The organism is Leptospira interrogans (assembly GCF_900156205.1).
Classification (GTDB): domain Bacteria; phylum Spirochaetota; class Leptospiria; order Leptospirales; family Leptospiraceae; genus Leptospira; species Leptospira interrogans.
In genome coordinates this window covers 1-15,831 of sequence record NZ_FTNA01000031.1, presented here as the reverse complement: position 1 = coordinate 15,831, position 15,831 = coordinate 1, and the positions used below count along the sequence as shown (strand labels likewise).

Here is a 15,831-nt window from a genome sequence, read left to right as displayed (position 1 = left end):
TTACAATACTTCTGCCGACAAAAACGTAATGTCATCCGCAACTTCTTTACCTGAAAGAAAAGTTTGAAAATCAGAAAATACAAACGAAACGATTTCCGAAACCGATTTGGAAGAATGATTTAAAATTAATTTCAAAAGTCTATCTTCACCGAACGTCTCATTAAACGAATTAGATCCTTCTATCATTCCGTCAGAAAAGAAAAACAACTTATCTCCTTTAAATATCTTCAAAGAATGAGAATCGTATTCTTTATTTTCAAGAATACCTATAATCGGTCCACATCGAATCAATTTTGTTATCGTATTTCCAGAAAGGTAGAGTTGGTCCGGATGTCCTGCCGCTGAGTAGTAAAATGTTCCTCTTTGCGCATCAACGTCAGCGACTAGGCAACTAAAAAAGAATTTAAGAGTTTTATATTTTGCTATGATGGTTCGATTCAATTTGGTAATCAAACCTCCCGGAGATATATTTAAATATTTGAGACTTTCATATTCGGATTTAATTAACATAGTGACTAACGCAGCTTGAACACCGTGACCAGTAGCATCCGCTAAAAAGATTCTCACCTTACCTGGAGAAATTTCTTCATAGTCGTAAATATCACCTCCTACGTACATCATCGGAATGTACTTCGTAAAAACATGTATTCCACATAATGTAGACTCCGGTTTTGATAAAATTTTATCCTGAATTTTTTGAGCGTAGAGTAAATCCTTTCGAAGCAGATGAATTGTATTATCGAGTTCGGAAGTCCTTTGTTTTACCTTTTCTTCTAATTCCGCATAAAGGTTAGCATTTTCTATAAAAATCGCCGCTTGCCCCGCGATCAGTTCCAAAATTTGAATATTCTTTTCGGTAAACATTCCTTTGGCGAATTCATTTTCTAAATAGAGAATCCCCTTTAATTTTCCAATGTGTATCAATGGAATACAAACCATAGACTGTGGATTTTTTTCTTTGATATATTGATCGTTAAAATTTTTAATCGAGAAAGAATCAAACGTAGAAATCAATTTACCCGTTCTAAACACGTAATTCAGATAAGAAACCGGATATTGAGGTTTATCTAATTCTGGAAATTTTTCAATCTTAATTCCTGTCTTTTCGTTTTGTCCTATAAGATAAGGCATTGGATTTTCATTATACAAATTAAAATAAACCGCTTTTGTCGCTCCAGCAGTTTGCATCGTTATTTGCATCAATTTCTTAAGAAGATTATCCAAGACAATCTCTTTAGAAATAATATTATAATATTTTAATATAACTTCCCGATCTAAAACAAGATCTTGTTCCAAGATTTTGTTTAGATCATTTTCATTCAAAAAACAAAGCTGGGGTTGATTCGAAAAACGACTTTTTAGATCAGATACCTTAGACAAAGCTCCCCATTTAGAATATAAATTGATCGCGTATCCTAAATAGTGATTTCCAAGAGAGAAATTTCCAATTTTATAATGAAACTCAGCAGCCATTTCGCTCGATAAAGCCTGAAACGAAATAAAACCCGATTCTTGAAAAAGTTTGATCGCTCTTTCGTAACCTACAATTGTATCGTAAACTTTTCCGCGTATTCTTTTTTTTTCTGCACTAAGAAGTTCCAAAAGTCCCATAAAATTTTCCGGGCAATCTCTACTCCATTTTTTAAAGTATGAAAATACAATATTCAATTTTTTTAAATATCTAATTCTTTGAAAAAAACTAAATTCATGAAAATTAGCTAAAATGACAATTCCATAATAAAACCAATATTCGGCAAAAGGAATCAAACCAAAAGCATTCCGAATTAACTTTTCACACTTTGCGGCGAATATTATAGCTTTTTTATATTGCCCTGAAAAATAATAAAGTTTAGTAAGATCATGATAATAATAGGAAAGTGCAGTGTAATTTTTATTTTCCATTATTTCACTTTCAAAATCTTGGTATTGGAACTCAGAATCTTCCAAAGAACAGCCGGAAAAAGTTTTTCCTGCAAGAGCTTTGATAAACTGATGAGAACTTTTTGAAATTACGGAAGCGAAATCGTCTCTTGTTATCTTAAAATACTTTTCCGCATTATCTATGTCCGTCAAAAGTTCATTTATAGAATAGGAAGCAAAAATTTTTTTCTGAATCTTGGCCTGAAGACTAAATCCGGCAAAAAAAATATCCCCGTTTTGTAAGGCTCCATTATGAACTTCGTCTAACAAACCTATGTCGAAAGTGATATGCCTTACCCAGTGGCAGATATAAGCAGAATATACGTATTTCACTTTCCACTTTACAAGATCAAACGGAATCTTTTTGTTCAGATCCATCGCGAGCTTAGAATAACGCACCGCCTGATTTAGGTCTTTTAGAACCTGGTTAATGATCATACCGTATCCGCTATACACAATAGCGCTACTTCTAGAAACTCCCTTTGTCAAAGAAACATTAAACATTTTTAATACAATAAGGGCAAATAAATTTTGATCGTATGTAAAAGCTGATGGACCCAACTCCGCAAAAAGATCGATCAAAGCTTCGTATTCAGGTTCCAAGTTTTCTTTTACACAAACAAGTTCCAAATCGGTTTTTTTTATGGATAAAATTATAGAAATTAACAATTCCTTAAAAAGTGCAAAAATGACTCTGAAACAAAAAGAAGGAATATAAATTTTAAAACGTCTCATTCCACTTAAACCCGCTAAAACCGCCTCTTCTATTCTATTCATTTTAGAATACAAACGAACCGAAATTGTTTCTTTACGAATATATTGTAAATTTGTTATATTTTTATTTTCTAATAATCTCAAAAGAGATTCCACCCTTTCGTAATTGCTTAAGAGATATTCTGTTTCTGCGGTTTCTAAAATCACATCTGTATACAGTTCAAAGTTCTCGACGGAAGCCTCCTTATTCAGAAAATTCAAAGCAAAATTTAAATATTGAAGAGAACTTTCGTATGATCCTGAATTCTTAGCTTGAAGACCCGCTTTATAATTTAAAATTGTAAGATCATTTTTTATAGACTCTTCTTCGATTGTATCAATTGTATGATTAAGATGTTGTACAATTTGAAAAAGAATCTTGTCTTTAGATTCTAATCCGTAAATTGTAAGTAGGGTCATCCCTATATGTTGGTGAATTTTTTTCCGTTTCGATTCTTCTAGTAAGTCATAAATAACTTGTTGGATTTTATCGTGTGAAAAACTAAAAATTCGTTCCGAAAAAAGATTTTCTTCGAAAAGAAAATGATTCTCATTAAAAAAAATATTTAAAAATCCTTCTCTTACCGCTAACCAAAGGAGCTGATCTAATTTTATAGTATTAAAAAAAGTTAATTTAGATAAAAATTCTAAAGTAAATTTTTTTCCCAAACAAGAACATACACCCAAAAGTTCTTGAAGCTCCGGAGAAAGGGTTTTAATTCTATCACAAAGTAGATCAACTACATTATCTGAAATTGAAAGTTTTTCTATCTTTTCAAGATCCCATTTCCAAAGTTTAGATTTAAATTGATAATTGATGAGACGTTTCTTTTGGCAAATTCCGAGAAGTTGAATAATAGCTAAAGGATTTCCTGACGTTTTTTTGAGAAAGATAGAAGTTGCAAATTTAGACTGTTCTTCCCATCCAGGAAACAAATCTTGAATAAGGCTATAAACGTTTTTTTCATCTAATAAACCTACCTTAATTCGATCTATTTTAACCCTACTACTTTCAATTTTTCTTAATACACTAGAAAAAGAACTTGAAAGTTCAAATTCTTCAGATCTAAAAGATAAAATACATAAGAATTTTTTAATTTCTGAATGTACTAAAATAGTTTCTACAAACCTGAGACTCGCAGAATCAGCCCATTGTAAATCGTCTAAACAAAGAACAAATGGTCTACTTATTTCTGTAAGAACTTTGATAAAGCTACTGAGCGTATGGTAGAAACGATTCTGATTTTCATCCGGAGGGAGTTTAGATAACTCTGGCTGAGGACCCAAAATAAATTCTAATTCCGGAAACTGATTTAAAAGAATTTTTCCATTGTTACCTATATGTTTAGAAACTAGTTCTTTAAATTCTTGAATTTCTTTTTCACTTTTAGAAAGCAAGATCGAAACCAAATCCCGTAAGGAATGAATCAATCCCCCAAATGGCATTGAAGTTTCATATTGATTGAACTTTCCTTGGACAAAAATATCTGAAATACTTGTTAAAAAGGATTTTATCAGCGCAGATTTTCCCGAACCTGAAACACCAGTAATAAAAACAATTCTAGTTTCTCCTTGAGACGCCTTATCTAAAGAAGATTGTAAAAGGAGAATTTCCTTTTCTCTTCCATATAAATTAGAAGAATCTAATATAATCTCAGGATTATCTTTTGAACCGGGAACAAATTCAGAATTAATTTTTCCATTTTGAAAATCTTTAAAACAAAGCTCTAAATCATATATCAATCCCTTAATGCATGAATAACGTAGATCGGAGTCTTTTTCGAGTAACTTCGAAACGATCATAGAAATTGAAATAGGAAAATCATTTCTAATCATATGAATAGGAACAGGTTTTTTAGTAAGATGAGAGTGTAAAATTTCGTTTCTATCTTTAGAAACAAACGGAACACTTCCAGTTGCCATTTCGTAAAAAACAATTCCCAAAGAATAAAAATCAGTTCGAAGATCCAAAACGCGAGATAACTTACCCGTCAACTCAGGTGCTATATAAGAAAGAACTTCAGGAGGCAGATGAGGTGTGTTAGAAGGAGAAATATCCTTACCAGAAAAAGTAGAGGATGAAAAATCAACAATCCTTACTATCCCAGTATCTGGTTGAATCCAAATATTCCCTGGACATAATGACTTGTGTAAAATTCTTCTTTCATGGATTTCTTGAAGTGCAAAAGAAACTTCTAAAGCAATTTCGAAAAATTTTTGAACGGAGCCTACTCCATTAGGAAAGAGTTTTGCAAGTGGAATTGAATTAAAATCCTCTAATATAAGAGCTTGAATGTCTCCGTATCGTATTAATTCAAGAGGATTTTGAGTTTTTAATCCTTTTATAAAATTTGAAATTCTAAAATCGTGATAAATCCCTTGAACATCCGTCATAAAGGAATTTTTCTGAGAAATTGTCTTAATTAGAACTTTTTTTTCAAATCTTTGATCAAAAGCTTTATATATAATAAATTTATAATCCTCTGAAAATAAGTCTAATATTTTGAAACCGGGAATTTTCACTCTTCCTCTTTAAAAAAATACGAGCCCGAAATAAAAATCTAAAATAAAACGGAGTATATATACGTTTTCAATAAATTTGAATTATTTCCCTATATATCTCAACTTTAAATATTAATTTTTTATAATATATTTGTTTTAATAAATTGAAGTAAGATTTATCATTTTTTAAAATAAATTTAGAATCAAATTGTTCAAAATATTTAGTAAAAACACTTAGCCGCTTCGATGCCACTTACTACTGTGCTTTCCACACATCCGGCGTTTAACACCGAATTTGCGATCCAATCTCCTGTAATCACAAGATTAGAGTATCCGTTTTTTCCTGCAGGAAGTCTGTATTTTGTAGAACCTTTGACAGATAAAACATATCTTTCCGTAGGCTGAATATTTAAACGAAGATACTGGGATTCGATTGTCATTGGTCCCTGACAGGTCTTGTCCGGATTCAACAATAAACCCCAATTGAATCCTGAAGTTTGCACAGAATTAGGCCAAATACTTTGCACGTTATTTTGTAAAAATTGAATTACTCTTTCTTTTAATTTTTCCATTTGCTTCGGTATATTTGGATCAACCAAAGGATCAATAGGTGTAATTCCCAGTGGAGAAGGCCCGCAAAAATAAGCGATATGATTTGGTGATAGAGAATCAGACCAAGATTCTCTATTGATCAAATGACTCATATCACACCAAGTATCAAAGGGCTCTATATATGAGCCCAATACGGGAGGTTCATTTTTCCAATACTTCCACCCTAACCCTGCGATATCTGGATACATCCAAAGTTGAAACGCATCCGTTAGACACGTTTGAACCGATTGTATCATTCGTTTCCAATTGGAATTCTCTTCTAAAATTTTTGGACACAAAAAGGGAATTGCGCCAATGGAAATTCCAAAAACAACTCGATCAAAATCTTTTCCATACTCCAAACTAATTTCTTCTTTATCTTGCCATTTAGACCAATAATCTTCCAAATCTATATTATATTTTTTTAATTCTTCTCCTTCTACAATTTGATCGTAAAGAGGCTCGCTCGGCCAACAACCAAGTCCTTTTACGTCTACTAAAGGAGAATATTCATCTTTTATTAAGTTTACCTGTTTGCCAATTTTTACGGTTTGAATCCAAGATTGTTCATCCGAGCCTCCAGGAATCAACTCCCTAACTCTATGAAAAAATTTAATCTTAACTCCACGTTTTTTTAGTATTTCATATATAGGAGTAAAAATAACGTCTCCCATTCCAGCTTGCATTCTATATGCAATAGCACCTTTATAGGTGAATAACATTCTCAAAGCACCTTTAAGAGCCGTTCCCGCAGCAAAAGTATATTGGCTTCTTCCTGCAAACACAAGACCATAAATCCCCTGTACAATCGCAGAGTTGATCGTAAGCTCACTTGCTCCATGAAGTTTTAACCATTCTCTATAATCAAAGTCATCTATACTTTCAAAACCATTTTCAAAAACTTTGTCTCGGATCATCCCTTTGATATTCGTAAGACTAAAATCAACTAGAATCCAAAACCTTCTTGCTTCCGTATTCGATTCAATTTTTTTCTCCGTCTTTGCCCAAAGACCATCAATAAATTGATCCACATATTTTAGAAAACGATCCTGGGGAAAATCTTTGTTTAATTGATTCAAGAGATGTTTCAAAACAAGAATGGCTTTCTCAATCACATCTAAACTCATTCCTTCCGTTCCGTCTTCTACCCATTCTAAAATTTCTTTCCAACCCCCCTGATTTTCAGCACACTCATTTTCTGGAAAAATATATTGCTTACGATTTTTATAATATTCATTCAAATATTCTAAAATCATCGAAGGATAAGTCACAGAATCTGGAAGTTCGGTCGTATCACCTGGAATCTGACTATTCATTGGAAAATGGAACGGCCAAGACTGATAACTTCCATTAACTAATTCCTCAAGTACAAAAAAATTTGCCGGTTTAAAAGCTTCTTCCCAGATAGCCAATGGGCTAAAAAGAGGCCTTGAGAGTTCTTCATAACATTTTCTGATCAGTCGAAAGGCATGATCATAAAATCCGAACCAAATATGTAATCCATGTTCTTCAATTCTGTTAAATACGTTTTGATTTCTACCACTTGCGCCTTTTCCACCAAGTCTCCAACCTAATTGATAAATCGTAATATCGTAATGTTCTTTCCAATTAGGTTTAGAAGTAATTTCGTAAGCTGTAACAAGAGATCCCAACCCCCCGCCGAGTATAATTACTTTTTCTTTTTTATTTTTCATAAATACACCTAACAGAAATTAAGTTATACTTTTAAATTTTATTATCGCTTATAAAGTACCTTAATCCTAATTGCGATACTTCTTTGAAATAAAATTCTAAACTCTTTGATGAATAATTCTTCCTGGAGAAAAATCGAAATCAAAATCGCACCAAATTCCAAAATGAATCGGTATAGAAGTGCTTTTTAAACCGAAATCTGAAACAAAAGGAAAGTATGGGTTACTTAATACATCCAAAATGTAATTTCCTTCTAAATATCCACCTTTACGAAAACAAGTAACGTTACTACTCGCTTCTACAACCGCTTGATAACAGGCCAATGTAGGATCGGCTGCATCCCTAAATTGTTTTAAAAAAACCATTACAATTTCTGAATGAAATAAATTATCCCAGAGATCAATCGTAATATTAGAGTCAGGGATTTTGATTTTAGAAGGATTATCAAAAAGGGTTTCAGCTAGATAATTTCCAAGTTTAGAAAATTCATCGTACGATTTTTTTGTTCTAGATTCTCCAGGAGGACAACTAAGAGTAAGCATCCTTTGAGAAATAGCCTGACGATCTTTACCGCGAGGAGTAATCGCATCCACAGAAAAGTATTCCGGAGGAACCCGAAGAGAAGGAATTTGGAATTGACCTTGAATTTTATGAAAACCATAAATTTCTCTTCCAGTTGCCATAGCAGTGGAAATGTCCACAAAGAGATACGGTTGATAAAAACGGATTCCATGAGCCTCTTTTTCAAAAAGAGGTATCCAAAAACCTACGTCTGTTTCTTCCACCCAACCACAATCATTACCTGGAACAAGGTATTGTTGCCTTGCAAATACTAAAAACAAATAGTCGCTAAACACATGATAGTGTGCCCTTTCACTTGCAGGGACATTTAGCTCCCGATCCACAATCGACTGAATTGCATTCCAATTTCCTTGTATACAAAAGGAATAAAATTCTACTTGTTTCATCTGATAAGGAGGGGGAAGTTCCTGTTCTCCTCCTCGTATTATATAATCCTTCATCTATTCATTTTTTCCTTTTTAAGGTTAAAAATTTTCTGAAATTATTATATAATGTAAATAATAAAAATTAATTTAATCTGAAGTTTATTTTTAATTTATTTTTACTTCAAAAATAAAAACAAAAAATGTTTTTAATCCTTTTAAATTTTTATCATAAAGAAAAATACGTATTTCTAAAGTGAAGATAAAAAATATACTAACGTCACTTAGGTCATGTTTATAATGATTTTATCTCTTAAAAAACATATTTATTTTTTTATAAAACATTAAAATTATATAATTTACTAAATTTTATTGTATTTAGGGCTTTTCCTAAATCCTAAACACCGCCCTACAGAGCGACCATAGAAGCGATGCATTGAGTTTAAGGAAATATTTGCTGAGTTTCTCGAATGACCCAGATTTGAGTTCAACAAAATGTGGAAACTATTATGAAAATCAACGACATTAGAACTACCCGAAAGTTAGCAAATTACAATGCGACCCAATTTGTAGAAACTATTGCATTTTATTAAAAATTTCTAAAGAATGATCGCGTAAATTTTTTTGAGTTTTTTGGAAAAGCTCTTAGTCCAAATCGACTTAGAAACATATAAAAAGTGTACTCCAATTTAAAACCGTCTCAAAACTCATGACATCTTATTTCAGAACTACATAATAATACCCAGGATTTTGCTTTAAAACAGGACTTTGTAGTAAAAATTTAGGGTACTCAATTTTATACTCAATACAATCGAAGTATCTGTAAAATAGAAAATTTTTAAATAAGATCAAACATGTATTTGGTAGCAAAAGCTCTCTTCCAAAAAAATGATACAAATAGAATGAGTGAAATTTTAAATCAATTTTATAAATATGATTTCCAGACGTTTTTATTTTATAATGAAGCGCTTTTTGAGAACCTATTTATTGCACCTTATTCGCACTCAAACGAATAATCGCCGTTTGCCGACTAAACAATTTTGCTTAACGTTTATACAGTATGATGTCGATAGGTTCGCAGTAGTTATGTATAGAAAAATTAATAAACATTTTTCTAATATATCGATTAAGATCTGTACAATCGCTGTTTCTTCCTTTATTTGAAAAGGAAGTGGATTGAAACCAAATTGCATTTTATCAAAAAGATCAAGCTGGATAACAAAAGCGTCTCACTTCTATTGGCGCTTGACAGATTTTTATTATACTAAATCACGTTATCGTAAAATTTTATTCTTTACCTTGAAAAAAAATAATTTAAAATAAACCAAGATGGAATTTTTTATCAGTTCTGAAATTGACGGACGTTTTAGTCAAAACGTTCCAGACAAATTTCGCCGCGTTAGAAAAAATGTAGGATCAATTCTAAACAAACATTTCTTAGATAAAGACTATGGAGCTAATATTAAATCCATTGGTGTAATCCCTATCTTAATCCGTACGGATCTTAAAGAATTTTATAAAGAACGTAAACTCTATCAGAAAAAACAAAATTCCGCAGACTACCGACTTTATATTGATTTTGAGAGTTTCGAAAAAGCAAATGACGACATCGCAACCAATCTTTTAGTTCAAAATATTTTAGCAGTAGTTCAAGATCTGGGACGAAAAGTTAGTTCTTTCGATGCGACAAGTTTAGAAAACGAGATTAAAAACTTATTTCCACTATACATATCACATAACGTTCATTAGCCGTTTTAATTTCAGAATTTATCTGTTATTCAGAATTATATAATAAAATATCGAATCATTTACACTTCAATAATGTGAATTTTACGTAAGAAAGATTGGACGAATCCGGCTTGCTACAAGTAGCCGGACAGGGCTCTCAACTCTGGTCAATAAATTGCATACAGGAAGCGCAATACAATATTCATCTTAAGTTTCAATTGATTATAAAACACGATCTGTCGAGCGAGCGAGACGCTGAGTTACTTCGAGCGACCATAGAAGCGAGACAGCTTTAGTTTGAGAAAGAGTTCTGCTGAGTTTTCCTCGCATCGATCTCTTTCGCGTTAATTCACGTCAAGTAGTCTTCAAAATCGTTATTTTACTGCGAAACTCTAAAAATGTGGGAACTACCACGGCTTTCCAGAATTTTAAAACTTTCAAAAAGAGTAATAAATCTAAAATGGGACAAAATCTATAGGAACTACTACATTTTCAAAATTGATCTATTAAACCCAAATTTGTAAGAGTTCCCACAAATTACGTCTCTTAAGAAGAGAGCAACTTTTGAATGCAGATTTTCCCACGCCCAAAGCAGGTGCTTGAACAATTAAAAATCTATAAATTTTGAATATAGATTCCCCACATACCAGTGTTCAAAAACAAATCGCCTGAGTTATTAAAAATGAATAATTCATAATTTTTAAATATAAATAAACTTTAATATTCTTTAAATCATAACCGGACCGCGCCTCAAACACAATCCATCTAGATTTTAACTATAGAACAATAATAATTTGTATCTAACCACCCGTTTTAGGAAGTTTATCTTCCGTAACAACAGGTTCCTTATCAACAACCGTAATACCATTCTTCTTATCCACGGTTCCACCTTCCACCATCACTTGTAAAGAACGAAGTCCTGGTTTGCCACTAGATAACCATTTTTGAAAGTTGGAAATTTTTTGAACACAATAATGAAAACCTCGATCCGTAGAAATTTCCGAACCGGGAGACCAAGGAAATAAATCCTTACGAACCGAAATTGTTCTCACCACAAGAGAACTTTCTGAGACTGGAAGATTGAGAATCGAGTTTTTAAATTCTTGAGGATAAGCGAAATATTCTTCTGCATTACTAAAATAAATAATTCCCACTTTACGGCCTATTTTTTTCAAAGTGTTCCCAATACCGGTTAACGTAATATTTCCTAAAAGATTACCTCGAATTGGTAAAATTTTTCCTTCGATAGCCAACTTTCGAATATAAGAATATTGTTCATCATCTGTCTGAAACATCTTATAATTGTATTTCTTAGAAAGCATCAAATTAGTTTTATGGCGTTTTCGAATAAACGGAGAAGCCTGTTTATAAACCTTTTTATAAACTTCCGGGTCCGAAAAAGAAACCTGGATCAACTCAAGCGCTTCCTTTTCCCCCTCTTTTCCCCAAAGGCGAATGAAATCTTCTTTCTTTTCACTTTTTTGAAGAAAAAGAATCGTGATCGTATTTGCGTGAACTACAATCTGAGTAAAATCCATAAGATAAATAAAATCCGACTTAGCCCAAGCAGCAATTGTAAGATTTTGTTCCGAACCAACTCCAACGTAAACGTTTCCTAAATTTTGAACGTGTGGAATCAGAAGATCCAAACGGTCTTCGTTAGAAACCGTAGTATCACCCACGTCCCACTTGGTAGGAACGAGAGTTTCCTGAGGAGTTTCTTTAAGTTTAGAAACAATATCTCCCTCATTTAAAGAAACATTTTGGTTTTCCTCGATTTTTTTTGGCCCGGAACAGAACAAAAAAATAAAAGAAAGAAACATAAGAACAACATAAATTCCTAATTTAGAATAATTAAACATATTATTTATTTACATCCTTTGCACAACGAAATCCAAAATGGTGATATTCTGGAAAATTCTCTGGAATATGAGATCTTCTTTTAGAACCCCTCGCATAATGAGCTGGCCACCACCAAGAACCACTTTTTAAAACTTTTTTCTTATAACCGGGACAAACTTCCTTTCCGTCACAAGGTCCCTTAGGATCCTTTCCTCTACAAAAATTACCACAAGCCTTAAAAGAAGTAGAATACCAATCCGCAGTCCATTCCCAAGAATTTCCGGCCATATCATACAATCCATAAACTCCAGGAGCTCTTGTACCCACGTTTGCAGTCGGCATTAGATGAGGTTTTTCCGTCTTTTTAGGAACACATCCTTTAATGTCCCCTACTTCAATGATCGCTCTTTCACAAGTTGCTGGTTCATTCCCCCAGGGATATAAATTTCCGTTTGGTCCCCTGGCAGCTTTCTCCCATTCGGCTTCCGTTGGGAGTCTTTTACCAGCCCATTCACAAAACTCTTTTGCAGTATACCAACTAATCCCTGTTACAGGTTGTTTGGGACCTAAGTAAGGTTTACCATAACGTGGTCCGATATAATTACACTTCCCGGTTTTTAAACATTCTTGGCATTTACCTGCGTTTTTGCATTTGTCAAAATCTTCATTTGTGACTTCATAGATGTCCATATAAAAGTCACTTACATAAACCTTCTCTTCCGGTTTTTCATCTGCATCGTAAACATTACTTCCGCGTATAAATTCTCCGGCAGGAATACATTTCATTCCTGGAATTTCTTTTCCTCCACAAGCCGAAGGATCCGCAAGCAACTTACACATCCACCCCCAGTGAGCAATTAAAATCATTACTACCAAAAAAAGAAAATTTCGAATTTTCGATTTCATATAAGGTCCTAACCAAAAAGATTTAAAACTTAAACAGAATCTTTTAGAATGAGGATAGACTGAAAAACGAAACGGACAAATCAATCAAGTATTTAAAAAAATCTCTGGATTCTGAAAGCGATAAGAACAAACTAGTTCCAATATTTTATAAAGAATGAAATCGTATCTTCCTTCAAACACCATATTTATAGTCTATATTTGTCTGTTTTTATTTGTTTCCTGTGCTGGTTTCTTTCGTAAAAAGATTCCAAATTCTCCCTTAAACGATCCAAGAAAAATGATACTCGTTCGGATCGATCCAGGACGACTGGGAGAATTTAAAGAAAAAACCGGAGGAAAGTATAACATCAGTTATCAAGAATCGGATTCTTATTATTCCGTAATCAATAAACAAGACATAGATAAGTTCGGATTTCCATCTCCCGGAATTTCCGTCGTTAAACAATACTTACCATTTAAATATTATTCCGGCAATTATCAGGAATTGATCAACGAAAGATTTACAAGTCTTGAAGATCTAAAAAAAGGTTATAAGGATAACATATTAAATATTCATTATTTACTTGGAATCGCAAATTTATATTCGGAACAATCCAGAATGGAAGTGATCGGCAAAACCGCTAGAGGAAGAGAAATTCCGGCCCTACTTCTAACAAACACAACCACTCCAGACGAGGAAAAAATTTCCGTACTTTTTAACTGCGCTCACCACGCAAACGAAGTTATATCCATTGAACACTGTTACGATATAATCTATTCCGTATTATCTAGACCAAAAGAATATCAGGAAATCCTAAATAAGATGAAAATCTGGATTGTACCTATTGTCAATCCAGATGGCGCCAGACATTTTTGGCACGTATCTAACCTGATGGGAAGAAAAAACGGTTATCCAGGTTCTGGTCCAGTAAACGACAAGTTAAATCCAGGAGTAGATATCAATCGCAATTATCCGTTTTATTGGGGAAAAGCCGGAGGAGGATATTCTTCTTCTAATCCTTCTAACTATTTTTATAGAGGCCCCTCGCCAGGGTCAGAATCAGAAACAAAAGCAATGATGGACCTTGCAAATCGGGAAAGGTTTGCGGCATCCATTAGCTATCATGCATATGCAAATTGTCTGTTAATTCCATATTCGATCGATTCATTAAATAATCCGGAACCAGACGTGGCCAAGGAAATAGGAAAAAAAATCGCTGCTTCTGTGACTAGCTTAAATCCAGAAAAAGAATTCGAAGCAAAAAAAAATATCTATCCAATAGACGGAGTCGATCAAGACTACTTCTACTTTGCACATGGAACTCTCGCTTATCTATTGGAAACCACACATCTCAACCCGGAATACAAGGAAGTGGAAAAAGTAAACGTATCCTTGAGGAAGGCTTGGAACTTATTGTTAAACGAAGTTTTAGAAGGAAAAAAGATTTTTCTAAAAATCACGGATGAATTCGGAACACCACTCGAAGCAAAAGTAGAAATCGAAAGAATAAAATACTTTCAGGAAGAAATTCGAGTTTCTAATCCGATCAACGGTTTTTTCTTTCAACTGTTTCCAGATAGAAAGGAAACTAAAGTTAAAATTTCGAAAGAAGGTTACGAACCGACAGAAATACAAACCAGACCAAACGGCAAATGGGAACCTCTAAAAATCGTACTTAAGAAAAATAGAATATAATGTTTCACATAAGACACGAAATTTATCTTATCCTCTGCACCTTGATATGGGGAGGAACCTTTACAATGACTATTTTCGGTCTCAGAGACACTTCGCCTTCTATATTTCTGGGACTTCGTTTTGGAATCGCAAGTATGATCTTTTTACCGTTCGCCTGGAAAGAATTTAGAAAGGGTAAAATTTGGTACCCGGGGGCATTTTTACTCGGAATGTTTTTATATCTCGGATTTGCATGCGAAACCATAGGACTCAAAACTACAACTGCAACTAAATCCTCTTTTTTAATAGGAACGTTAGTCGTAATTACTCCAATTTTTGAAGCAATTTTAAAAAAAAGAATGCCCGGAAAAGGAAATCTTTTAGGAGCTTCTGTGGTTTTTACCGGAATATGTCTGATATTTGCGGGAGAAATCGGAATGGAAGGCACTCTAACAATTACAAACGGCGACTGGATCACGTTAGGTGGAGCAATTTTTTTTTCGTTGTATATCATACAAATGGACAGAGTAAGTATCCAAATACCAATTCGAATATCCGTTTTTTATCAATCCTTTGTGGCGGGATTTTTTGCGTTGATTTCTGTAATCATATTACATTTTGTAGGAATTGAAAAAATTAGATTAAATCCAAGTGCAAGATTAATTCCAGGAGTATTGTACAACGCACTTTTGGCTTCCGTATTAACTACGTTTTTACAAACTAAATTTCAACGTTATGTGTCACCTACTCGTGTGGGAATTATCTTTTCTTTGGAACCAGTTTTTTCCTCAATTATCGCTTTTCTATTATTAGGTGAGAAATCAGGGCCAGTACGAATTGTAGGATGTACAATTGTATTTTTAGGACTCATTCTTGCGGAATCTATCGGAAAAGATCAAAACTTATCAATGGAAAACACAAATTAATAGAGTTGTTGAAAAATTCTATAGTGGAGTCTAACAAAACTACTTCAATTGACCTAGTAACATAAAAGTAGACACCTTTTTTTCCAAGAATAGAGGTAAAAGGTGAGAATGAAAGGAAGAAGAAAATATTCGCCGGAGTTTCGGGAACAAGCGGTAAACCGGACGTTAAACGGATCGTTTACAATAAAAGAAGTAGCAGAGTCCTTAGGAGTTAGCTACTTTGTATTGAGACAATGGAAGGCCGAGCATTTGAAAAAGAAGGAAACAGAGCAACCACTTCCGGATAAACAGCTAAAGGAAAGCGAAGAGTTGAAAAGACTTCGTAAAGAGAATCTGAGATTAAAGGATGAGAACGCGATCTTAAAAAAGTTTG

Annotated in this window: 10 protein-coding genes; 5 read left to right on the top strand and 5 right to left on the bottom strand. The window is 33.4% G+C overall.

Going from position 1 to position 15,831, the window contains the following annotated elements; translation table 11 throughout:
* From BW942_RS17845 to BW942_RS17835, 3 genes are all read right to left on the bottom strand, one after another.
* Nucleotides 1-5,196 (bottom strand): trifunctional serine/threonine-protein kinase/ATP-binding protein/SpoIIE family protein phosphatase, encoded by a 5,196-nt coding sequence (locus tag BW942_RS17845; protein ID WP_000701143.1) that lies wholly within the window; start codon nucleotides 5,194-5,196, stop codon nucleotides 1-3.
* Nucleotides 5,197-5,396: 200 nt separating this feature from the next.
* A complete protein-coding gene (locus BW942_RS17840) occupies nucleotides 5,397-7,460 on the bottom strand; it encodes an NAD(P)-binding protein (RefSeq protein ID WP_000791177.1) in 2,064 nt (687 codons plus the stop codon).
* A gap of 96 nt (nucleotides 7,461-7,556) precedes the next feature.
* A complete protein-coding gene (locus BW942_RS17835; protein WP_000656254.1) occupies nucleotides 7,557-8,480 on the bottom strand; it encodes a hypothetical protein in 924 nt (307 codons plus the stop codon).
* A gap of 1,251 nt (nucleotides 8,481-9,731) precedes the next feature.
* On the opposite strand from BW942_RS17835, the gene BW942_RS17830 reads away from it, so the two are divergent.
* Both BW942_RS17830 and BW942_RS17825 read left to right on the top strand, forming a co-directional pair.
* On the top strand, nucleotides 9,732-10,151 hold the full coding sequence (locus BW942_RS17830) for an Imm44 family immunity protein (protein WP_000394092.1): 420 nt from the start codon (nucleotides 9,732-9,734) through the stop codon (nucleotides 10,149-10,151).
* 95 nt (nucleotides 10,152-10,246) lie between these two features.
* Nucleotides 10,247-10,426 carry a hypothetical protein gene (locus BW942_RS17825; RefSeq protein WP_000344514.1) on the top strand — a complete coding sequence of 60 codons (180 nt, stop codon included), beginning with the start codon at nucleotides 10,247-10,249 and terminating at the stop codon, nucleotides 10,424-10,426.
* Between the two features lie 504 nt (nucleotides 10,427-10,930).
* Here the strand turns inward: BW942_RS17825 and BW942_RS17820 are convergent.
* Both BW942_RS17820 and BW942_RS17815 read right to left on the bottom strand, forming a co-directional pair.
* The gene (locus tag BW942_RS17820; protein WP_000483735.1) at nucleotides 10,931-11,992 is read right to left on the bottom strand and encodes an LIC_10091 family lipoprotein; all 1,062 of its coding nucleotides are present in this window, start codon (nucleotides 11,990-11,992) and stop codon (nucleotides 10,931-10,933) included.
* A 1-nt stretch (nucleotide 11,993) separates the two neighbouring features.
* Nucleotides 11,994-12,962, bottom strand: coding sequence for a formylglycine-generating enzyme family protein (locus tag BW942_RS17815; protein WP_000562954.1), 969 nt, complete (start codon nucleotides 12,960-12,962; stop codon nucleotides 11,994-11,996).
* Nucleotides 12,963-13,032: 70 nt separating this feature from the next.
* On the opposite strand from BW942_RS17815, the gene BW942_RS17810 reads away from it, so the two are divergent.
* The 3 genes from BW942_RS17810 to BW942_RS17800 form a co-directional block, all read left to right on the top strand.
* Nucleotides 13,033-14,553, top strand: a complete 1,521-nt coding sequence (locus BW942_RS17810; protein WP_000844448.1) for a M14 family zinc carboxypeptidase — start codon at nucleotides 13,033-13,035, stop codon at nucleotides 14,551-14,553.
* On the top strand, nucleotides 14,553-15,458 hold the full coding sequence (locus tag BW942_RS17805; RefSeq protein WP_000468414.1) for a DMT family transporter: 906 nt from the start codon (nucleotides 14,553-14,555) through the stop codon (nucleotides 15,456-15,458). Before BW942_RS17810 ends, BW942_RS17805 begins: the two co-directional genes overlap by 1 nt.
* A gap of 108 nt (nucleotides 15,459-15,566) precedes the next feature.
* On the top strand, nucleotides 15,567-15,831 hold a 265-nt coding region (locus BW942_RS17800; RefSeq protein WP_139325933.1), incomplete at its 3' end, for a transposase.

Coding starts and splice junctions, on each gene's coding strand:
- BW942_RS17840 (WP_000791177.1), bottom strand. CDS start 7,460: ATGAAAAATAAAAAAGAAAAAGTAATTATACTCGGCGGGGGGTTGGGA.
- BW942_RS17835 (WP_000656254.1), bottom strand. CDS start 8,480: ATGAAGGATTATATAATACGAGGAGGAGAACAGGAACTTCCCCCTCCT.
- BW942_RS17830 (WP_000394092.1), top strand. CDS start 9,732: ATGGAATTTTTTATCAGTTCTGAAATTGACGGACGTTTTAGTCAAAAC.
- BW942_RS17820 (WP_000483735.1), bottom strand. CDS start 11,992: ATGTTTAATTATTCTAAATTAGGAATTTATGTTGTTCTTATGTTTCTT.
- BW942_RS17810 (WP_000844448.1), top strand. CDS start 13,033: ATGAAATCGTATCTTCCTTCAAACACCATATTTATAGTCTATATTTGT.
- BW942_RS17805 (WP_000468414.1), top strand. CDS start 14,553: ATGTTTCACATAAGACACGAAATTTATCTTATCCTCTGCACCTTGATA.